The sequence below is a fragment of the Streptomyces longwoodensis genome, assembly GCF_001514125.1.
GTDB classification, from domain to species: domain Bacteria; phylum Actinomycetota; class Actinomycetes; order Streptomycetales; family Streptomycetaceae; genus Streptomyces; species Streptomyces longwoodensis.
On sequence record NZ_KQ948549.1, the window covers coordinates 1,070,833 to 1,091,103 of the forward strand.

Annotated in this window: 20 protein-coding genes and 1 pseudogene; 13 read left to right on the forward strand and 8 right to left on the reverse strand. The window is 73.3% G+C overall.

The genetic code is table 11. From position 1 onward, the window contains the following. Positions 1-50 precede the first annotated feature (50 nt). Positions 51-557, forward strand: coding sequence for a flavodoxin domain-containing protein (locus tag AQJ30_RS04915; protein ID WP_067228782.1), 507 nt, complete (start codon positions 51-53; stop codon positions 555-557). 78 nt (positions 558-635) lie between these two features. Here AQJ30_RS04915 and AQJ30_RS04920 read toward each other — a convergent pair whose 3' ends face one another. Beyond that, positions 636-1,256: a CBS domain-containing protein gene (locus AQJ30_RS04920; protein WP_067228784.1), complete on the reverse strand. Its 621-nt coding sequence runs from the start codon at positions 1,254-1,256 to the stop codon at positions 636-638. A 180-nt stretch (positions 1,257-1,436) separates the two neighbouring features. Between AQJ30_RS04920 and AQJ30_RS04925 the strand changes: the two genes are divergently transcribed. Together AQJ30_RS04925 and AQJ30_RS04930 are read left to right on the forward strand one after the other, a co-directional pair. Continuing rightward, the gene (locus tag AQJ30_RS04925) at positions 1,437-2,300 is read left to right on the forward strand and encodes a universal stress protein (RefSeq protein WP_067228785.1); all 864 of its coding nucleotides are present in this window, start codon (positions 1,437-1,439) and stop codon (positions 2,298-2,300) included. Between the two features lie 7 nt (positions 2,301-2,307). Then, a complete protein-coding gene (locus AQJ30_RS04930; RefSeq protein WP_067228787.1) occupies positions 2,308-4,713 on the forward strand; it encodes a glycoside hydrolase family 65 protein in 2,406 nt (801 codons plus the stop codon). Positions 4,714-4,734: 21 nt separating this feature from the next. Here AQJ30_RS04930 and AQJ30_RS39120 read toward each other — a convergent pair. Further along, positions 4,735-5,011 (reverse strand): annotated as a pseudogene (locus AQJ30_RS39120) (RNA polymerase sigma factor); the annotation flags it as partial. A 138-nt stretch (positions 5,012-5,149) separates the two neighbouring features. On the opposite strand from AQJ30_RS39120, the gene AQJ30_RS04935 reads away from it, so the two are divergent. After that, positions 5,150-6,073: a GNAT family N-acetyltransferase gene (locus AQJ30_RS04935; RefSeq protein WP_067228789.1), complete on the forward strand. Its 924-nt coding sequence runs from the start codon at positions 5,150-5,152 to the stop codon at positions 6,071-6,073. 99 nt (positions 6,074-6,172) lie between these two features. On the opposite strand, the gene AQJ30_RS04940 is transcribed toward AQJ30_RS04935, so the two are convergent. Beyond that, the gene (locus tag AQJ30_RS04940) at positions 6,173-7,357 is read right to left on the reverse strand and encodes a DUF2235 domain-containing protein (protein ID WP_067229075.1); all 1,185 of its coding nucleotides are present in this window, start codon (positions 7,355-7,357) and stop codon (positions 6,173-6,175) included. Between the two features lie 171 nt (positions 7,358-7,528). On the opposite strand from AQJ30_RS04940, the gene AQJ30_RS04945 reads away from it, so the two are divergent. Together AQJ30_RS04945 and AQJ30_RS04950 are read left to right on the forward strand one after the other, a co-directional pair. Further along, a complete protein-coding gene (locus AQJ30_RS04945) occupies positions 7,529-8,323 on the forward strand; it encodes an SDR family NAD(P)-dependent oxidoreductase (protein WP_067228790.1) in 795 nt (264 codons plus the stop codon). Positions 8,324-8,675: 352 nt separating this feature from the next. Then, the gene (locus AQJ30_RS04950; protein WP_211278924.1) at positions 8,676-9,587 is read left to right on the forward strand and encodes a hypothetical protein; all 912 of its coding nucleotides are present in this window, start codon (positions 8,676-8,678) and stop codon (positions 9,585-9,587) included. 67 nt (positions 9,588-9,654) lie between these two features. On the opposite strand, the gene AQJ30_RS04955 is transcribed toward AQJ30_RS04950, so the two are convergent. Together AQJ30_RS04955 and AQJ30_RS04960 are read right to left on the reverse strand one after the other, a co-directional pair. Further along, positions 9,655-10,935, reverse strand: coding sequence for a helix-turn-helix domain-containing protein (locus AQJ30_RS04955; RefSeq protein ID WP_067228793.1), 1,281 nt, complete (start codon positions 10,933-10,935; stop codon positions 9,655-9,657). A 149-nt stretch (positions 10,936-11,084) separates the two neighbouring features. Next, a complete protein-coding gene (locus tag AQJ30_RS04960; protein WP_067228795.1) occupies positions 11,085-11,702 on the reverse strand; it encodes a TetR/AcrR family transcriptional regulator in 618 nt (205 codons plus the stop codon). A gap of 132 nt (positions 11,703-11,834) precedes the next feature. On the opposite strand from AQJ30_RS04960, the gene AQJ30_RS04965 reads away from it, so the two are divergent. Then, entirely contained in the window at positions 11,835-12,878 is a 1,044-nt protein-coding gene (locus AQJ30_RS04965) for an aldo/keto reductase (RefSeq protein ID WP_067228797.1), read from the forward strand. Between the two features lie 79 nt (positions 12,879-12,957). Then, positions 12,958-13,521: a cysteine hydrolase family protein gene (locus AQJ30_RS04970; protein WP_067229078.1), complete on the forward strand. Its 564-nt coding sequence runs from the start codon at positions 12,958-12,960 to the stop codon at positions 13,519-13,521. Between the two features lie 75 nt (positions 13,522-13,596). On the opposite strand, the gene AQJ30_RS04975 is transcribed toward AQJ30_RS04970, so the two are convergent. Continuing rightward, a complete protein-coding gene (locus AQJ30_RS04975) occupies positions 13,597-13,800 on the reverse strand; it encodes a cold-shock protein (RefSeq protein ID WP_067228799.1) in 204 nt (67 codons plus the stop codon). Between the two features lie 449 nt (positions 13,801-14,249). On the opposite strand from AQJ30_RS04975, the gene AQJ30_RS04980 reads away from it, so the two are divergent. Next, positions 14,250-14,660, forward strand: coding sequence for a TetR/AcrR family transcriptional regulator (locus AQJ30_RS04980; RefSeq protein WP_067228800.1), 411 nt, complete (start codon positions 14,250-14,252; stop codon positions 14,658-14,660). 42 nt (positions 14,661-14,702) lie between these two features. Here the strand turns inward: AQJ30_RS04980 and AQJ30_RS04985 are convergent, their stop codons facing one another. Further along, positions 14,703-14,897 (reverse strand): hypothetical protein, encoded by a 195-nt coding sequence (locus AQJ30_RS04985; RefSeq protein WP_067229079.1) that lies wholly within the window; start codon positions 14,895-14,897, stop codon positions 14,703-14,705. 494 nt (positions 14,898-15,391) lie between these two features. Here AQJ30_RS04985 and AQJ30_RS04990 point away from each other — a divergent pair, with 494 nt between their 5' ends. The 4 genes from AQJ30_RS04990 to AQJ30_RS05005 all read left to right on the forward strand — a co-directional run bounded on the left by AQJ30_RS04990 (position 15,392) and on the right by AQJ30_RS05005 (position 18,683). Continuing rightward, positions 15,392-16,225: a DUF4397 domain-containing protein gene (locus AQJ30_RS04990; protein ID WP_067228802.1), complete on the forward strand. Its 834-nt coding sequence runs from the start codon at positions 15,392-15,394 to the stop codon at positions 16,223-16,225. A 154-nt stretch (positions 16,226-16,379) separates the two neighbouring features. Next, positions 16,380-17,132, forward strand: coding sequence for a class F sortase (locus tag AQJ30_RS38905; RefSeq protein ID WP_079083816.1), 753 nt, complete (start codon positions 16,380-16,382; stop codon positions 17,130-17,132). 47 nt (positions 17,133-17,179) lie between these two features. After that, entirely contained in the window at positions 17,180-17,740 is a 561-nt protein-coding gene (locus AQJ30_RS05000; protein WP_245726800.1) for a sigma-70 family RNA polymerase sigma factor, read from the forward strand. Beyond that, positions 17,727-18,683 (forward strand): anti-sigma factor, encoded by a 957-nt coding sequence (locus tag AQJ30_RS05005; protein WP_067228806.1) that lies wholly within the window; start codon positions 17,727-17,729, stop codon positions 18,681-18,683. Before AQJ30_RS05000 ends, AQJ30_RS05005 begins: the two co-directional genes overlap by 14 nt. A 53-nt stretch (positions 18,684-18,736) precedes the next feature. Here the strand turns inward: AQJ30_RS05005 and AQJ30_RS05010 are convergent, their stop codons facing one another. Next, on the reverse strand, positions 18,737-20,083 hold the full coding sequence (locus tag AQJ30_RS05010; protein WP_067228807.1) for a glycosyltransferase: 1,347 nt from the start codon (positions 20,081-20,083) through the stop codon (positions 18,737-18,739). Between the last annotated feature and the right edge of the window lie 188 nt (positions 20,084-20,271).

A 20,271-nucleotide genomic window follows, 5' to 3' on the forward strand; every position in this document is an offset into this window, starting at 1 on the left:
CGATCGCCGGTCGCCCGGACCCGCCGACCGTGACGAAAGGACGGCATCCCATGACCACGAACGTACTGGTCGCCTTCGGAACGACCAACGGCTCCACCGCGGGCATCGCCGAGACCGTCGCCGATGTGCTGCGCGAGGAAGGCCTGACCGTCCGGACCGCACCGGCCGCGACGGTGGAGGACGTGACGGAGTTCGACGCCGTCGTCGTCGGCGGCGCCCTGTACGCCGGACGCTGGCACAAGGACGCCCGCCGGTTCGTGCGCCGCCACCGGAGTGCCCTGCGGGAGCGCCCGGTGTGGCTGTTCAGCAGCGGGCCGCTGGACCCCTCGGCCTCCGAGCGGGACATCCCGCCCGTCCCCGGGGTGCGGCGCACCGTGCTGCGGCTCGACGCCCGGGACCACGTCACCTTCGGCGGCCGCCTGGAAGAGGGCGCCGAGGGGCGCATCGCCCGGATGATCCTCCGCAGCGGCAAGGGCGGCGACTTCCGGGACTTCGCCCGCATCGCGGACTGGGCGAAGCAGGTCGCCGCGGACCTCACCGTGGGTGCCGGCGCCTAGAAGACCTGGAAGACGGGGAGGGGGTCGCGAGCCGGCCGACGGCTCACGGCCCGCTCCCCGACCCCGTGCCGTGATGCTTCACCGGTGGGTCAGTTCCAGCCGGACGTCCACGACCCCCTCGACGGAGCGGACCGCGCGCGCGATCACGGGCTCGAGACCGCGCTCGGGAAGGGACCCGCCGAGGGTGACCGCCCCGTCGGTCACCGACACCGTGAGGGCGTCACCGACGGGCAGCAGGCTCAGCACACCGTGACGGACCTCCTCGGCGATGTCCTCGTCGGAGCGCAGGAACACCTTCAGCAGGTCGCTGCGGCTGACCACGCCCTGCAGCAGGCCGACCCCGTCCACGACGGGCAGGCGCTTGACGTGCCGACGTGCCATGATGCGGGCCGCCTCGGCCACGGTGGCGTCCGCGTGCACGGTGACGGCCGGTGCGCTCATCAGCTCGCCCGCGGTCAGGGCGCTCGCCTTGACCCGCTCGGCGAGGCCGCCTTCGTCCGTGTCGCGGAACTCCTCCTTGGCGAGCAGGTCCGCCTCGGAGACCACGCCCACGACCCGGCCCTCTCCGGCCAGCACCGGCACGGCGCTGACCTTCCACTGGTCGAGCAGCTCCACGACGTCTTTGAAGGGCGCCTCGCTGCCCACGGCGACGACGGTGTGCGTCATCACGTCGCTCACCTTGTACAGGGTTTCAGGCATCACGACCTCCCTCCGCTGTCCTCCACTGCCAGCGTGCGCTCCGGAAGGCGTGCAGGGCAGGGGCCCGAAGGTCCCTGGAAAGGGACCGAACCGCTCAAGCCCGGACCGTCGCGGGGGGAGGACCGTGACAGTGAGAGCCCTGCTGCACGGTGAGGCAGCCCGGAAGAAGGCGGTGGCGTCATGGAACTGCCCTTCGTCGTAGGCGTGGACGGATCGGACGGCAGCCTCGCGGCCGTCGACTGGGCGGTGGACGAGGCGGCCCGCCACGGTCTGCCCTTGCGACTGATCTACGCCTCTCTGTGGGAGCGCTACGAGAAGGCGGTCCCGAAGCTGAGGCGGGAGCGTGCCTCGGGGCGGGTGCTGGCCGAGCACATCGTGGCGTCCGCCGCGGAGCGCGTACAGCGGACGGCCCCCGACCTCGAGGTCACCGTCGAGACGCTGCCCGCGGAAGCGGTGTTCGCCCTGATGAGCGAGGGCGACAACGCCTCCGCGCTCATCCTGGGCGCCTGGGGCCGTGGACAGGTGGCGGAGACCCTGCTGGGTTCCGTGAGCCTGGCGGTCGCAGCCCGTGCCTACTGCCCGGTGGTCGTCGTCCGGGGCGACAAGGCCGCGCTGGCCGCCACCCACGAGAGGATCACGCTCGGTGTCAAGGACGCCGAGACGAGCGCCGAAGCCGTCCGGTTCGCCTTCCAGGAGGCGGAGACGCGCGGTTGCGAGGTGGACGTCGTGCACTGCTGGCGCTGCGCCACCGATCACGCGACACCGTCCGCGGAGCCCGCCCACCGGCACGACGAACGCGCCCTCGCCTTGATCGACTCGCTGATCGCCGAGGCCGCCGAGGACCGCCCCGCCGTGCGGGTCCGCCGCACAGTGATGGAGGGGCCGGCCGGCAAGCTCCTGGTCGATCGGTCGGCCGCCGCGGACCTGGTGATCGTCGGCGCCCGCCGCCTGTCCGCCCACGTCGGTCTCCAGCTCGGCCGGGTGACGCACACCCTGCTGCACCGGGCGTCCTGCCCCGTCGCGGTGGTCCCGCAGCGGGTATGACATCCCCATGGCGACGTGGACCTGGCAGTACGACGGATACGAGCCCACCGGCGAACGCCTGCGCGAATCGCTGTGCACGCTGGGCAACGGCCGCTTCGCCACCCGCGGGGCACTGCCCGAGTGCGACGCCGACGCGGTCCACTACCCGGGCACGTACGCGGCCGGCTGCTACAACCGGCTCACCTCCGTCGTGGCGGGGCGGCAGGTCGAGAACGAGGACATGGTCAACCTGCCCAACTGGCTCGTGCTGCGTTTCCGGCCCGCGGGGGGAGCGTGGCTCGCACCGGACACCGCGCCGGTGCTGGAGCACCGCCAGGTGCTCCACCTGGATTCCGGAGTGCTGGAGCGGGCCACCCGGTACGGACTGCACGGGCAGCCGACGCTGTGGGTCCGTCAGGAGCGCCTCGTCCACATGGCCGACCCGTACCTCGCCGCGCTGCGCACCACGTTCACCGTGGACGGGGCGGAGGTGGAACTGGAGGTGGAGGCGGCCCTGGACGGCGGAGTCACCAACGCCGGAGTACCGCGGTACTCCGGCCTGGAAGGGCGCCACCTGACCCACGTGCACGCCGGCAGCGCCGGGCAGGACGTGGTGTGGCTGCGCAGCCGTACCCGCACCTCGGACGTCCGTATCGCCTTGGCGGCCCGGCTCACCTCGGACGCACCCGTCACCGACGCGCACGAGGCCACTCGTGCCGTGCAGCGGCTGCGCCTGCAGCTGACGCCCGGCCGTGGCCGCACCGTGGACAAGACCGTCGCGCTGCACACCTCACGCGACCCGGCGATCAGCGACCCGTTGCAGACGGCCGTGGACCGGGTGAGCGCCGCACCCGCGTACGAGGAACTGCTGGCGTCCCACCGCGCGGCGTGGGACCAGCTGTGGCGCCGGGCGCAGATCGACGTCCCCGGCGAGCCGGGCGCGATCCTCCGGCTGCACCTCTTCCACGTGCTGCAGACCCTGTCCCCGCACACCGCGGGCCTCGACGTCGGGGTGCCCGCCCGGGGACTGCACGGCGAGGCCTACCGCGGTCACGTCTTCTGGGACGAGGTGTTCGTGCTGCCCTACCTCAACCTGCACTTCCCCGAGGTCTCACGCGCCCTGCTGCGCTACCGCCACCGCCGGCTGGACCGGGCCCGAGCGGCGGCCCGGGCCATCGGCCGGCGGGGAGCGCTCTACCCCTGGCAGAGCGGCAGCGACGGGCGTGAGGAGACCCAACGGCTCCACCTGAACCCGCGATCGGGGCGCTGGCTGCCGGACCACACGCACCTCCAGCACCACGTGGGGTCGGCGATCGCGTACAACGTCTGGCAGTACTGCGAGGCCAGCGGCGACACCGAGTTCTTGCACACCAAGGGCGCCGAGATGCTGCTGCACATCGCCCGGTTCTGGGCGGACTCCGCGACGTGGGACGACCACCTGGGCCGGCACCGCATCCGCGGCGTGATCGGCCCGGACGAGTACCACGACGCCTGTCCCGGGTCGGACACGCCGGGCCTGGACGACAATGCCTACACCAACGTGACCGCCGCCTGGGTGCTGACCCGGACCCTGGAGGTGCTGCGCGACCTCCCGGCACCACGCCGGCGCGAACTCTTCGAGCGCGCCGCCCTGGACGCCGGTGAGCTGGAGCACTGGGAGGACGTCTCGCGCACCCTGCACGTCCCCTTCCACGAGGACGTCATCAGCCAGTTCGACGGCTACGGCGACCTCGCCGAACTCGACTGGGACGGCTACCGCGAGCGGTACGGGGACATCCGCCGGCTGGACCGGATCCTCGAGGCCGAGGGTGACACCGTCAACCGCTACAAGGCGTCCAAACAGGCCGACGCGCTCATGCTCGGCCACCTGTTCTCACCCGCCGAACTGCGGTCCCTCCTCCAGCGGCTGGGCCACGACCTGTCCGAGGAGACCTGGCAGCGCACGGTCGACTACTACCTGGCCCGCACCAGCCACGGCTCCACACTCAGCGGCCTCGTGCACGGCTGGATCCTGGCCCGTGCCCGGCGCTCCGAAGCATGGGACTTCTGCCTGGAGGCCCTCAAGGGCGACGTGGCCGACCTGCAGGGCGGGACGACGGGCGAGGGCATCCACCTGGGAGCGATGGCCGGCACCCTGGACCTGGTCCAGCGTGGCCTCACCGGTCTGGAGACGCGCAGGGGAGTGCTCTGGCTGGACCCCGTCCCGCTGCCGGAACTGTCGTCGTACGGACTCTCCCTGCACTACCAGGGGCACTGGGGGGTACGGCTGCGACTGGAGAGCGGCCGGATGGAGATCAGCGTCCCGCCCTCCGACCTGCGGCCCATCGACGTACGCCTGCCGGACCGCACGGTGAGCGTCGCACCGGGGAGGACGAGCCGTCTGCTGCTTCCCATGCTCCAGCACTCGGGGGTTGGACAACGCCGAAGCAGGTGAAGGCGGCACCGGCGGGCCCGCCAGGGCCACGGCCAGTCGGCGCTGGTCGTCCAGCTGGTCGGTGACTTCCTCCGCGTGGTCCGGCACGTTCAGCTCCGCGGCCGCACTCGCCAGGGCCGCCCTCGGGATCAATTCTGTGGCGCAGCTTCCACGCCTCCAGGAAGGTGGTGGCCATGACCTCCTCGGCCGTCGACCAGTCCGCCGTCAGACGGAAGGCGTGGTTGTAGACGCCGCGGGCGTAGGTGTCGAACAACTCGGCGAAGGCCGCCGGTTGTCCCGCCCGCAGCCGGGAACGCATGTCGATGCTCACCTCAGGAACCTGTCGTGCGCCCGGCCCGACTTCCCGTGACCTGCGTCACGTGTACCCGAAGGACGGGGCGCTGTCGCGCCGTTGTGCGTGGCTCGCCCGCTCACCGAAGAGTGAAGGATGCCGAACATGCTGACCCTCCGTACCGCCCGGCCCGACGAGCTCCCCGCGCTGACGACCTCGTCGGACGACGGTGAGCGTAATGCCGCCACCGCCGCCTACCTGACGGCCCTGCTGGAGAGCGGGTGCACTCGGCCCGAGTGGTGCTTGGTGGCCGAGCAGGACGGCCGGTTGGCGGGCAACGTCGTGCTCTGGACGATGCCCGGACGACAGGTTCCGACGGACATCGTGCTACTGGAACCCGGGGACCCGGACACCGGCCGGGCGCTGTTGGCCCACGCCGCCCAGCAGGCCCGCGATCTCGGCGCGGAGGTCCAGGGCCACGTGCTGGACACGCCGGCCCAGGCGCCCCAGTTCCAACGGGATCCGCAGGAGCGCGAGGCGTTGCTCGTCGGCGCCGGTTTCACCGTGGCCCGCGACGGCCGCCGATTCGCGTGGACCGTGGGCGACCCGATGCCGGCCCAGGACCAGCGGCTGCACTGGCGCTCCCTGGCCGACCTGGGGGTGGAGCCGTTCGTGGACCTGTTGGCCGACACGTTCACCGACACCGCGGATTCGATCTTCCGGGCCGAGATCGCCGAGCACGGCCTGCGCGGTGCTGCCGAACGCAACGTGGCCGACATGCTGGAGATGGACCACCGGCCCGGTTGGTTCGAGATCGGTTATGACGCGGCGGATGAGCCCGTCGCCCTCAGCATGCCGGCGCGCACGGCAAGCTCGGCGGTGATCGGCCTCGTGGCGGTCGCGAGGGCCGGCCGGGGCCGGGGCTACGCCACCGCTGTGGTCGCCCGGGGTACCTACGTGCTGGCCGAGGCGGGCTGCGGCGAGATCCGCGGGGACTGCGACGCGGGCAACACGGCCATGGCCAAGGCGTTCCAGCGCGCCGGCTACCGCAACTTCGCCGACCGGAAGATGTTCACCCGCCCGCTGTGAGGCCTTTGCGGAAGCCGCCGACCCGGGCGGGGCGGAGCGGCCCGCCAGGCTCCGGAGGGGAGTTGGGCGCCTCGTCAGCCGGTGCGGCCGGCTCCCGGCTCAGCCGGTGCGCCCGGCCCTCGGCTCAGCCGGTGCGGGCGTCATCGGAGGGAGGCCGGCCGCGAGGTCCGGCAGCAGGACCGGCTCGAGCCGGACCCCCTCCTGACGGGTGAGATAACGCGTGAGTTCCGGTGGCCGGTATCCGGCGTCGCGGTCGTAGCGCTCCTTGGCCGGGACCGCCAGGAACTCGTTCCCGTCGGGCTCGTTCCGGTCGTTCACCGCGCTGCGCAGCGGCCGGTGGTAGGCCTTGGCCAGCCGGTACAGGCGCGTCCGCGACTCGTGCAGCTCACCCGAGCCGTCCGGCTCGACCCGGAAGTCCACGCTCTGCCGCGGCCTCATCTCCTGCGGCCCGGCCGCGGTGAGCGCCTCGGCGTCGAACGCCAGCCCGTAGCGCCGGGCCTGATCGACCATCCACAGCAGGGCGATGTCGGACAGGCCCGCCTCCGTGTATCCGCCACCGACATCGCAGTGCACCCCGGCGAACCAGACCTGCTTCAACTCCTGCCCCTGCCGGGCGGCGTCGGGCCGCTGGTGCCACAGCGTCGGCCGGAACGCCGAGCGCTTCTCGTCGATGGCCAGCGCGTGGAAGGCCCCGTCGACCCAGGCACTGAGCTCGGTGTCGTGGAACGCCCAGCGGTGGTTGAACTCGTTCACCGCCGACTGGAGCGGTGCGGCGTCCGGCAGGGGTATGCCCAGGGCACCCACGGTGTCCCACACCCCGATGAAGTGGATCCGCGTCTCGCGCGCGTGGGAGCGGCGGAACAACGTCGACGCCACGCCGTTCGGATGCTCGATCCGGTTGCGGTACAGGGACCACGCGGCCTGCACGCGGTCGGCGTGCTCGCGCCGCAGGATGCCGCTGTTGCGCACCAGTCCCGCCAGGCTGCGGGCGGTGAACGCGCCCCGGCTGAAACCGAAGAGGAACAGCTCGTCGCCGGGCTCGTAGGTCTCGACGAGGAACCGGTAGGCGTCCACGACGTTGCGCGAAAGCCCCGCACCGAAGGCGCCGCCCCGCAGCCGCTCCCACTGCCGGGTACCGACGCCGCTGTGGTAGTAGACCCGCTGGTCCGCCCCCTCGGCGGACCCCTGACGCACCGACAGGGCGACCTTTGCCACGTTCGTCTTGCTCGGTTGGTCGGCGAAGTTCCATGTGCCGTCGCAGCAGACGACCAGACGCTTGGCCATGACCATCCCTCCTCGCGAAAGCGTGGAGTGGCGTGTGGAGTGGCGCACAGCACCACCTCCATGCTTCCACCACCCGTCGGGCCGCGCCATCCATGAGAGCCGACACGCACGCGTGGGCGTGCCGGGCCGGAACCCGGTAGGGCGGCCGGCTCCCGGGGAACCTGTCCTCGCATGCACATCGATCTGACTGGACGCACGGCCCTCGTCACCGGTTCGACGCAGGGCATCGGTGCCGCCATCGCCGCCGGTCTCGCCCGTGCCGGCGCCCGGGTGGCGGTCAACGGACGCAGCGAGGAGAGCGTGTCGGCCGCGGTCGCCAGGCTGGCCCGGGAGGTCCCCGGCGCTGAACTGGTGCCGGTGGCCGCGGACGTGGCCGGCGAGGAGGGCGCCGAACGGGTGGCCCGGTTGCTGCCGCGGGTCGACATCCTCGTCAACAACCTCGGCATCTTCGGCTCCGCCGACCCGCTGGAGATCACCGACGCCGAGTGGCGGCGGTACTTCGAGGTCAACGTCCTGGCCGCCGTACGGCTGACCCGGACCTACCTGCCCGGGATGACCGAGCGCGGCTGGGGACGGATCCAGTACGTCGCCAGCGACTCCGCCGTCGTCATCCCCGCCGAGATGATCCACTACGGGATGTCCAAGACCGCTCTGCTCGCGGTGAGCCGCGGCTTCGCCAAGAAGGCGGCGGGCACCGGCGTGACGGTGAACTCCGTCATCGCCGGACCCACCCACACCGGCGGGGTCGAGGACTTCGTGTACGAACTCGTCGACCGGTCCCTGCCCTGGGACGAGGCCCAGCGCGCCTTCATGCGCGAGCACCGCCCGCAGTCCCTGCTGCAACGCCTGATCGAGCCGGAGGAGATCGCCCACATGGTCGTCTACCTCAGCTCCGAGCAGGCTTCCGCCACCACCGGGGGAGCGCTGCGCGTCGACGGCGGGTACGTCGACGCGATCCTGCCCTGACCGTTTCCCCGCTCCACCAGCGCCGCGACCGGCGGCCCCGCGTGCCTCCCCGGCCGCACGCGGGCCGTCCCCGCACCCCAGGACGGCATCTCACCCACACCACGTCCCTGCAGGTCAGGAGGGGCGGGACCGTTGCGCCGTCGCGGATGCGGCCGGGGGCGTTGCGGTGGTCTCCCGGCGTCCTCGAAGCTGTGGGTGTCGCACCGGCCCGGTCGATCCGAGGGCCTTCCGAGGACCTCGTGGCGGGCCGGTGACGACTCCCGTCCCGAGCCCGCGCACCGGGCATCCGTATGCCCGCAGGGCCCGGATGACCGGTGCACGGCGCCGGCCACCTCACGAAGGAAGTCACGACATGAGCAGCAACACCCACGCCCGCCGTCGCCCGGGCCGCCGCGCGACCGTCGCCGCAGGGCTCCTCCTGGCGGTCGGGCTCGGCGCGTCGGCACAGGTGACGGCGCAGGCCGTCTCCGCTCCCGCCGCCGTCCGGGCGTCCGCCGCGGCGCGGTCGGTGACCGGCTACAACGGCGACGTGGTGACCCAGGTCGCCGACTTCTACGGCGCCTACGTGGACGCCGAGGACGACGCCGCCGGCCCGGACTCCGCGCTGGCGAAGGCCCTGCGCGCGCACTACCTCACTCCGGCCTACGCGAAGCGGCTGGCGGCCTGGGAGCGGACGAACGGGGCGGACGGCGTCCTGCGCGGCCAGAACGTGCCCGTGGAGTGGACGGTGACCGAGGGCACCACCGGCCTCGACGCCGTCGTCACCCTCACCTACGGCGGCGGGGAGTCCCCGACGACGACCACCAGGCTCGTCGTGACGCAGGAGGCGGCCGGCGGCATCTCCGACATCCGCGTCACGGGCGCCGCCCGCGCCAAGACGCCCGCCGCGGCGCGGTCGGTCAGCGGCAGGACGGGCGACTCGGTCACTCGGGTCGCCGACTTCTACGGCGCGTACGTCGACGCCGAGGACGCCGCCGCCGGCCCGGACTCCGCGCTGGCGAAGGCCCTGCGCACGCACTACCTCACCCCGGCCTACGCGAAGCGGCTGGCGGCCTGGGAGCGCACCAACGGGGCGGACGGCGTCCTGCGCGCCCAGAACGTGCCCGTGGACTGGACGGTGACCGAGGGCGCCCGCGCGGGCGAGGTCGCCGTCACCCACGCCTTCGGCGGCGGGGAGACGCCGACGGTGACGACCCGTCTGGTGGTCGTGCTGGAGCCGGCGTCCGGTGATGTCACCGACATCCGCACCCTGAGCGCCCGCTGACGGTACGGATGTCCCATCGGGCCCCCTCCCGGCTGCGTCCGGGGGCGGGCCCGGCGGCGTCCCCCGGTCAGTCGGCGGTGGCGTCCAGGTTCGCGGCGGGGATCGGGACCCAGCGGCCGGGGCGGTGGGAGACGCGGTCGTACCGGTAGCCCGGCAGCCCCGTGGAACTGGTGCTGTGGAACGGTCGGCCGTGGTCGTCGATGCGGACCGTGCCGGTGCGGCCCTGGGACGACCAGGTGAGGTCGAGGTACCAGTCGCAGGTGCAGGACTCGGTGCGCGCGGACACCATCAGGACCTCGGGGTCCTGCAGGGACACCCGGTAGGGGAAGCCGATCGCGGGGACCGGCGTGCCCGCCCCGTCGTCGCCGGGCATCGAACGGGCCACGGGCTGGTACGCGTCGAGGTCCACGGAGAAGAAGCGGGGGGTGATGCCGGCGCCGCAGCCGTCACTCAGGGAGTAGACGGCTCCCCGGTCGCGGTCGGGGGTGGTCCGGTGGGCGACGCGCACGTGCAGCGCCTGGAGGACGACGGCCGCGGAGCCGCGTCCCTGCACGGTGATCCGCACGCCGGTCGTGCCCGCGTGCACCGCCCGCTGCGAGGTGGCCCACGCGGCGATGTCCTCGGGGTGGGGCGGCGGAGGGACGTTCTGCGGCGGCTGGGCCACGACGTAGTCCTCGCCGCAGCTGGTGAGCCCGAGGGTGTGGTCGTCGGCGGTCCAGGTGAGGGGGGCGGGGGTGGCGACCCCTGCTCCTTGCAGGGCGGGGCCCGCGCCCGGTGCCGGGTGCGCGGCCGGCGCGGGCGGGCGACCGGCGGTGGACGCGGTGAGCCCGTTGAGCGCGGCAACGAGGGAGAGGGCCAAGGCGACGGACCGGACGGGGGAGCGGCGGGGCCGCGGCCGGTGCCGGGGGCGGAATCGGACCCGGGGCCGTCGGTCGGGGGCGGGGCACGCGAGGTCGGGGACGGCTGCGGGGGCGGGGCGCGCAGAGTCGGGGACGGCCGCTGGAGCGGGGCGCGCGAGGTCGGCGACGACCACTGGACCGGTGTCGCCGCCCGGAGGAACCGCTGCCCGCCGCCCCTCCTGCGGACGGGGTCGTCGTCGGGCCGCGTCGGCCACGACCCACCGGCGGTGCAGCTCGGTGCGCTCCTCGACGGAGGCACCGCACAGCACGGCGAACCGCTCGACACCGGCGAACTCCTGCGGCACCGCTTCCCCGGCGCAGTAGCGGTGCAGGGTGGAGGCGTGCATGTCCAGCCGCCGCGCCAGCGCCGCGTAGCTGCGGTCGGTGCGCTCCTTGAGCCGCCTGAGCAGGAGCGCGAACTCCGCCACGTCATCGTGAACTGCAGCCATGTGGTCCGTACTCGTATCCGTCCATCGGCCCGTGGGCCCGTCCCGAGGGAGCACAGCTGTCCGGCGCCCCCTCATGTGCACGTCTGCGGGCCGGGGACGGTTCCCCCAGGTCCGGAGGTCCGTGCTTCACGCCCTCCGGACGGGACGGCTCATGCCCGCCTCGTGTACACCCCCGCCCGTGCCGCGGCCACCGCCGCCTGCGCGGACCGGTCCGCCGTCGCCTCGTCCAGGTGGCCGTCCGTGGTCAGGAAGCGGTAGTAGAGGGGCGCCGAGACGGCGCGGATCACCTCGTGGGGGTCCGTGTCCTCGGGCAACTCGCCCCGCGCGACGGCCTGTTGCACGCAGGGGGCCCACTCCTCGACCCGGGTCTCGTAGAAGCGGTGCAGGGCCTGGGCCGTCCGGGCGTCGCAGGTGGCGGCCGCGATCACCGCCTTGAACAGCGCCCCTTGCCGCGGGTCGGTCAACGTCCGTTGCACCAGGCGCGCGTTGGCCTTCAGGTCGTCGAGCAGGGAACCGGTCTCCGTGCGCGGCAGTGACTGCTCCGCCATGTCGGTCAACAGGTCGGCCACCAGGCCGGTCACCGAGCCCCAGCGCCGGTAGACCGTCGTCTTGCCCACCTCGGCGCGGCGCGCGATGTCCGCGAGGTCCAGGTGGGCGAAGCCGCCCTCCGCCATGGCGTCCCCCGCCGCCCGCAGCACCGCTGCCCGCACGCGTGCCGTTCGCCCTCCGGGGCGGACCGTCCCCGGATCGGCACCCTCATACTCCATAACGGGACTCCTGTTCCATTTGCTGACCCGCGCCTGCTATCGTAAGCCGCATCGCTAATGGGACTGCAGACCCATTAAGGGGCCGCAGTTCGCAGACGTCGTGGTTCGCAGACAGGGAAGAGAGGCTTCGTCATGGAGTACAGGCGACTCGGCGCGTCCGGACTGATGGTCCCCGCGCTCAGTTTCGGCGCCGGCACCTTCGGCGGGCAGGGGCCGCTCTTCGGGGCCTGGGGCAGCAGTGACGCGCGGGAGGCGCGCCGCCTCGTGGACATCTGCATCGACGCCGGGATCACGATGTTCGACACGGCCGACGTCTACTCGGGCGGCGCGTCCGAGGAGGTGCTGGGGCAGGCGGTCAAGGGCCGCAGGGACCGCGTGCTGATCTCCACCAAGACCAGCCTGCCGACCGGCGACGGCCCCGGCGACGCCGGCTCCTCCCGCTCCCGGCTGATCGCCGCCTGCGACGCCGCCCTGCGGCGCCTGGACACCGACCACCTCGACCTGTTCCAGCTCCACGCCTTCGACGCGGGCACGCCCGTCGAGGAGGTCCTGTCCACGCTCGACGACCTCGTGCGGGCGGGGAAGGTCCGCTACCTCGGCATCTCCAACTTCTCCGGCTGGCAGGCGATGAAGTCCCTGGCTCTCGCGGAGAGGCACGGCCGCACGCGCTACGTCGCACACCAGGTCTACTACTCCCTCGTCGGCCGCGACTACGAGTGGGAGCTGATGCCCCTCGGACTCGACCAGGGCCTCGGCGCCCTCGTCTGGAGCCCGCTGGGCTGGGGACGGCTCACCGGGAAGATCCGCCGCGACCGGCCCCTGCCCGCCCGGAGCCGGCTGCACGAGACGGCGGACTACGGCCCCCCGGTCGAGGACGAACTCCTGTACCGCGTCGTCGACGTGCTCGACGAGATCGCGGAGGAGACCGGCAGGGCCGTCCCGCAGATCGCCCTCAACTGGCTGCTGCAGCGGCCGACCGTCTCCTCCGTCATCATCGGCGCCCGCACCGAGGAACAACTCCGCCAGAACCTCGGCGCCGTCGGCTGGTCCCTCACCCCCGAGCAGACGGCGGGGCTCGACGCGGCCAGCAGCCGGACGGCCCCCTACCCCTACTTCCCGTACCAGCGCCAGGAGGGCTTCGCCCGGCTCAACCCGCCGGTCCTTGCCCGCGGTTGACTGCGAAGATCTCCGAAGCTCCCCACCGCAGGCCGGTCGACCCACCAGACTCGTCCCAGTGGGAGAAGGGATGGCGGACATGGCGAACAGCGCACTTCTGGTGATGGACGTCCAACGGGACGTCGTGGCCCTCGCCGATGACGGTTCCGGATACCTGTCGCGCTTGCGGAGAACGATCGACGGTGCCCGGGCTGCGGGCATCACCGTGATCTACGTGGTGCTGGGATTGCGACCGGGAGATCCGGAAGTCAGCCCCCGCAACAAGGTGATGACGAACGTCGTGCGGGCCGGCCTGTTCACCGAGGGAGCCCCTGGCACCGGGATCCATGACGACGTCGCGCCTCAGCAGGGCGACGTCGTGGTCACCAAGAGGCGGGGGAGCGCGTTCTCGGGCAGCGACCTCGACCTGGTGCTCAGGGCTCGCAACGTCGACAGCCTCGTTCTCACCGGCATCGCCACCAGCGCCGTGGTGCTCTCCACCCTGTGGCGCGCCATCGACCTGGACTACGGCCTCACCGTCCTGGCGGACGCCTGCCTCGACACCGACCCCGAGGTCCACCGGATGCTCGTCGAGAAGCTGTTCCCGCAGTGGGCGGACGTCCTCACGGTCGAGGACTGGCTCGAAGCCGTCGCACCGCGATGACGAGGGTCCCACCTGCCGAAGGCACGGCACCCGCCCAGCGAGCGTCGCGGGGCGGGTGCCGTGGGGCGTGTGGGCTCAGGCGGGAGTGATGTTCTCCGCCTGGGGGCCCTTCTGGCCCTGGGTGACGTCGAAGTTCACCCTCTGGCCTTCCTGGAGCTCACGGTAGCCGGAGCTGGCGATGTTGGAGTAGTGGGCGAAGACGTCGGGGCCGCCGCCGTCCTGCTCGATGAAGCCGAAGCCCTTTTCCGAGTTGAACCACTTGACGGTTCCGCTGGCCATAGTGCCCTCCAAGGGGAGTCGCAGTCGGTCCCGCACCTTGCGGGAGCCGGAGGTGATCGCCCTGGTCCTCAGAGACTGTGAACAGCAGAATCGCCCGTGGCTGTTGCTCACGGGCGACCGGTACTTCGGAACCACGACAGCTGTCTCCGACGCTACACGCAGAGGACGGTCCGCACCACGGGAACCCGCCGTCGGACCGCTCGTAACCGGCCCCGGTCGGCCGCCGCGTCGCACGGCGCCGAGGGAAACGGATGGCCTCCAGCTCGGCCTCGGCGGAGACGCCCTGCCAGTCGTGCCGCGCGGTTGGAGGCCTCCTCCGCGGGCGGGCGGGTGGAGCAGGTCGGCGCAGGCGCGGTCCGTCGCGGAGCGCACCGTCGACCTCGCCTCGTCCCAGGCCCGGGTCAGACGGCCGCGGGCCAGGGGCCACCAGACGATCGTTCCGACGCCCCGTGGGAGCGGGCACCCTCTACCGCGACTTCCCGACCCGTGAGTCGCTCGTCCTCGCCGTCTACCAGGACGAGGTCGACCGCATCCTCGGCACACTGCCGGGCCTGCAGGCGGACCACCCGCCCCTCGAGGCGCCGCGCCGCTGGACCACCGACCTCGTCGAGGCCATGCGCCAGAAGCACGGCCTGGGCAACGCCCTCAGCCCCGGCGCGCACCGGTCGATCGCCGAGCAGACCTGCGGTCCGGTCGTCGCGGCGATCACGCGGATCCTCGACGCCGGGAATGAGGACGGCAGCATCCTCCAGCTCACGGGGTGCTGTGGCGTGCGGCGTGGGGCGTCCGGACCGGATGACCGGTCACCGCGCGTGCCGGCGCTCATCCTCGACGGTCTGCGGGCGCAGGGGCGGCCGTAAGGAGCCGGGCGGGGCAGGTGAGGCGGGCGGCGCCCTCAGCCGTCAGTCGGCGTCCGAGCGCGCACGCCTGCGTCGCCGCAGCGGTGCCGTCGCCCACACCGTAAGGCCGATCAGCGCGACGAGCGCGGTGCCGCCGACGACGACCGGGACGGCCCCCGCGAGCGCGAAGGCCGACAGGAGCTCCGCCAAGGAGGGTTCCTCGCCCATCGTGCTGCCGCCCTGTGCCATGGACGTCATGACGCGCACGGGGAGCGATCAGTTCCGGTACGGCGGCCCGCCGCACCGCTCGCACCGGACCGCCGGGCGTCAGCCGATGCGCAGGTCCGCGATCCGTCCGTCACATGAAGGCCCCGATCGCGGCGGGGGCTTCGGCTCCGGGCACGGTGTCTCCTTGCGGGGTGGTCCGGGAGGGGACCGGCGGCGGCCGCGTCGACGCCGCCGAGGGCGACGTTCCAGCCTTCTCGTGGCGACCCCGGCCCGCCGAGCGCGGACGCGGCGGCACGTGCCGACGTCCGGACGGGGCGCCGCCTCAGCCTCGCACGGTCACTGCGGCCCCGCATCCGGATCACAAAGGCCCGGTCCCGGACGGACGCTTGCCGACCCCGCGCACCGCGCACGCAAGGCCCGGACGAGAAATTCTCGGCACAGGTGAAACCGGGCGCGCACAGGCGGCGGAATGCGTCCTCACAGATTCACGGATCCGAGACACGCTCGATCGAAGGGAAACCGCCATGACCGCACGAGCCGTGGGTGCCACCCTCGCCGCCGGTGTCGCCGTCGCCCTGTCCGCCACCGCCGCCGCTCCCGCGTTCGCCCAGCCGGGCGCCGCGGGCGGGCAGGCCACAGTCTCCGTGCTGCACGCCGTACCGGGCCTGACGGTGGACGTGTACGCGGGCAACGACGAGTTGATCCCCGACTTCAAGCCGGGCACCCTCACCGACCCGATGAAACTCGACGCCGGGTCCTACGACATCAAGATCTTCAAGGAGGGCGAGGGACCCGACGGGACGCCCGCCATCGAGAAGAAGGTCGACGTGCCCGCGGGCGCCGACGCCACCCTGGTCGCGCACCTGACGGCCGACGGCAAGCCCACGCTGGACGCGTTCGTCAACGACGTGTCGAAGGTGCCGGCCGGCAAGGCCCGGCTCACCGTGCGCCACGTCGCCGCGGCACCCGCCGTCGACGTCCGCGCCAACGGCACACCGCTGTTCAAGGGCCTCGTCAACCCCAAGGAGGCCAAGGGCGAGGTGGCGGCGGGCACGGTCAGCGCCGACGTCGTGCTCGCGGGCACCGACACCGTGGCGATCGGCCCCGCCGACCTGGACCTCGGCGAAGGCACCAACACCGTCGTCTACGCCTGGGGCAGCGCCGCCGACAAGAACCTGGCTCTGAAGACCCAGACCCTGACCGGCATGCACTCCGCGCCGGGCGGGGTGGACGCCGGCGAGAGCGGACAGGCCGCCGCCCACAACGAACGCCTGCCGCTGGGCGCGCTGTCCCTGGGCGCCGTCTCCTTCCTGGCGGCCGCCGGCGTGCTGTACCGGCTGCGCACGACCTCGCGCTGACCCGGGACCCGGACCGGTCCGCCGGTCCGCGCCCCCGGCCGACGTGGTGCGTCGCGAGCGTCAAGGCGCACCACGTCGGTCACACCGAGCCCCGCCCCCTCACGCCGCACCCCGCTCCGTCCCACCAGGCCCCACCGTGAGAAGGAACCGCCGTATGAACTGGCTCCGGTCCCGGCGCGGGCTGCTGACCGCCCTCGTCGTCGCGCTCTGCGGCCTCGCCGTGTCCACGGCGCTCGTGGTGCGCGCCGCCACCGGCACCGCACGGGGCGGCCCCGTCGACTTCGGCGCCGAGCCGCTCACGGATGCGGTGTCCACCGGACCCGCCTCCGGCCCGGTCACCGGGACGCCGGACACGGCCCCCGCCGCCGAGCCGGACGCGGCGTCCACAGCTCCGGGCGCCGCCGGCACGGCCGCGGGCGCCGAAGCGTCCCGCTGCCCGGCCGCCCGCGCGCCGCTCGCCGCCCCCACCCGGCTGCTGCTGCCGCGGCTGGACCTGAGCGCGGCCGTGGACCCCGTCGGCGTGGCGGACGACGGCACGGTCGTGGTGCCGCGCGACCCGCGCCGGGTGGGCTGGTACCGCTTCTCCCCGCGGCCCGGCGCGTCCGGCGGGTCCTCCGTGATCGTCGGGCACGTCGACTCCGACGACCGCGGCCTCGGCGTCCTCGTCGCGCTCGCCGAGGTGCGCGCGGGGGACCGGGTGAGCGTCGAGCGGGCGGACGGCAGCCGGGTGGACTACCGGGTCGTGTCGCGCCGTACGGTCGCCAAGGAGGCGCTGGCGGCGTCCGGCGCCTTCCGCACGGAAGGGCCCGCCGTCCTGACGCTGGTCACCTGCACGGGACCGTACCTGCCGGACCAGGGGGGCTACCGCAACAACCTCGTCGTGACGGCCGTGGAGGCGTCGAAGTGACCTCCGCATGGGGTGGCTCGCAGGTACTGGCGGCTAGTGTGTCCCGTGTGACCTCCGTTTCCGACGAGCACCTCGGCCTGGGCTTCGCCGACGGCGACGAAGCGTGCCTGAACGAGGCCTACCGCCGGTGGGGCGCCCTGGTGTTCACGGTGGCGGCGCGTCGGCTGGGCGACGCCGAGGAGGCCAAGGACGTCACCCAGCAGGTGTTCGTCGGCGCGTGGCGCGGCCGCGCGGGGTACGACCCGCGGCGCGGGTCGCTGAAGACTTGGATCATGGGCATCACACACAAGAAGGTGGCCGACGCCCTCACGCGCCGGTCACGCCAGGTGCGCGACGTGGAGGCCGTGGCCGTCGTGACCGTGCCCGACCACGGGCAGCGGCAGACCTCCCCGTCGGATTCCGTCGTGGACTACGTTCTGGTGAGCGACGAGCTGGAACGCCTGTCGGAGGAGCAGCAGACGGTCCTCCGGCTGGCCTTCTACGAGGACCTCACCCAGACGCAGATCGCCGAACGGACCGGACTGCCCCTGGGCACGGTCAAGACCCACACCCGGCGCGGGCTGATGCGCCTGAAGAAGAGGCTGGAGGTGGACGGTGAAGCACGCTGACGACGAGAGCCTGGCACTGATGGCGATGGGGGACACCCCGTCCCCGGACGCCGCGGACCACCTGCGCCACTGCGCCCGCTGCACCAGGGAACTCGAAGCCTTCCGCCACGTGGTCGCCACGGCCCGCACCCCCCTGCCCGGCGAGGACGAGCTGCTGACCCCGCCCGCCGACCTCTGGGACGCCATCGCGGATGAGCTGGGGCTCGCTCCCGACACCGGAACCCCCGGGACGACCGGGACGCCCGGCGGGGAACCCTCGGCACGGGGCACGGCGGACGCCACCCCCCGGCCCGCCACCGCGGAGTCGGCCCCGCTGGCCCCCGGAAGCGAGCGGGTGCGGCCCTCCACGGGGCACGCCCAGCAGTCCGTCGAGCAGGGCTCCCAGCCCGCCCCGCCGACGTCACCAGGCGGCCCCGGCGGCATGCCCAACGCCAGCAGGCTCAACACCGGCAACACCGGCAACACCGACCCCCAGACGCCCCCGCGCCCCGTGCGAAGGCCCCGCCGCCTCGCCCGCTTCTCCGTCGCGCTCGCCGCATGCGCCGCGCTGTTCGGCGCCGGTGCGGGCAGCGCGGTCACCTGGTGGGTCACCCACGACGACACGTCCAGCACGGCGGCCGACGACGGCAGGCGACTGGACTCCCTGCAGCCCCGCTCGGCCGGGTACGCCCGCCTCGCCGGCAGCAACGCCCGCCGCACCCTCGACATCACCGTCAAGGGGCTGCCGAAGACCTCGGGGTACTTCGAGGTCTGGCTGATGGACCGCTCCCACACCAAGCTCGTGTCCATGGGCGTCCTCGGCCCGGACGGCCACGCCGTCCTGCCGGTCCCGGACACCATCGACCTGAAGGAGTACTCCGTAGTCGACGTCTCCGTGCAGCCCTACAACGGCAAGCCGGACCACTCCGGCGACAGCGTCGTACGCGGCCCCTACGCCGGCTGACCCACGCCCCCGCGGGAGCTCACCCGGCACGGCACAGGCTCTGCCGCAGCAGGTCAGCGCCCGGCCACCCGGTCCCCCATGACCTCCAGCAGCCGCTGCGCCCCCCACCCGGGGCCCCGTCCGCTGACCTCGCACGCCCAGTGGGCGCTCCTCGAGAAGGCCGACTCGCCCAAGGCGTCCAGGGCCTTCGCCACGTCCGCGGGCAGCAGCCCGTTGGGGTCCAGCACCAGGCCGACCCCCATCCGTTCGGCGTCGCGCGCCACGGCGAACTGGTCGCTGGACATCGGCAGGACCAGCGCGGGCACCCCGGCCCGCAGGCACTCGGTGAACGAGTTGCCGCCCCCGTGGTGCACCATCGCGTCGACGTACGGGAGCACCTCCTGCTGCGGGACCGTCGGTGCGACGACGACCCGATCCCCGGCGAGGTCCGCGAGGTCGGCGAGGGCCTCCGCACGGCTGCCCGCGGCCACGACCACCCCCGTGGCACCGGCCGCATCCAGCAGTCCCGACACCACCGTGCGCAGCACGTCGTCACGCGCCGACAGGAACGTACCGAACGCCACGAGCACCACCCGGTCGGCCCGGTCGCGCAACCGGTCGAGCCGCCGGAGCCATGCGGCCCCCGGCGACTCCACGGGCCGCGTCATGTGCCCCGCGAACAGGTGCGCGGGTCCGCTCGGCGGTTCGGGCAGCCAGGGCAGCGACGGGTAGGAGTACAGCACCGCGTGCGGTGACGTCAGTGCGAACGCCCTTTCCGGCGCGGGCACTTCGGGTGCGGTGCGGCGGGCGAAGTCGGTGAAGAGACCGGAGAACAACCGGTCGTTCTCACCGGCGACGGCCCGCAGCCGGGCCGCGTCGGCGGGGTCGGGGCGCAGTGCCTCGGGCCAGTCGTAGGGGACGCCGAAGAAGGCCTCGGGCCCCGACAGCACGTAGGTGGGGTGGCCCGGGCAGAACGTGGCGTACGGCGCTCCCAGGCAGTGCAGGGCGAGGGTGACCGCGTAGCTGAGCTGGTCGACGACGTACCAGTCCGGGCGCAGCCGCTCGTCCACGGCGCGCAGGGCGGCGTGGACCCCCTCGGGATCGGCCAGCATGTCCGCGCGCCGGTGGTGCGCCTGCGTGACCAGCGTCTCTACGGCCCCGGCGCGGGTGGCGTCCACGAACTCGGCCAGCCGGGCCGACTCCGTCGCCGCCTGGTCGGTGGTCTGGGCGACGCCGGTGTTGGCGTTCCGGGTCACGGTCAACGGCAGGAAGGCGACCCCCGCCCGGGCGGCCAGCTCCTCGAACGCCGGAGCACACGCGAAGTGCACCTCGGCGCCCCGTCGGCGCAGGGCCGACGCGAGCACGGACATCGGGACGGCGTGCGAGGCGAACGGCGGGCTGACGACGACGATGCGCGGCATACACGGTCCTTCCGCCGCGGACATCCTCCCGGATGCGGCGACGACCCGTCCGTGGCCGTGGGTGTGGGGTGCATCCCGGGGCGGCACGGCGGCGGAAGGAAGGGAGGACGCAAGCCCACGCACCGCACCCGGAAAGGCCCCACCCCGTGACACCGGCTCCTCATCCCTACGACGCCCTGCTCCTGTTC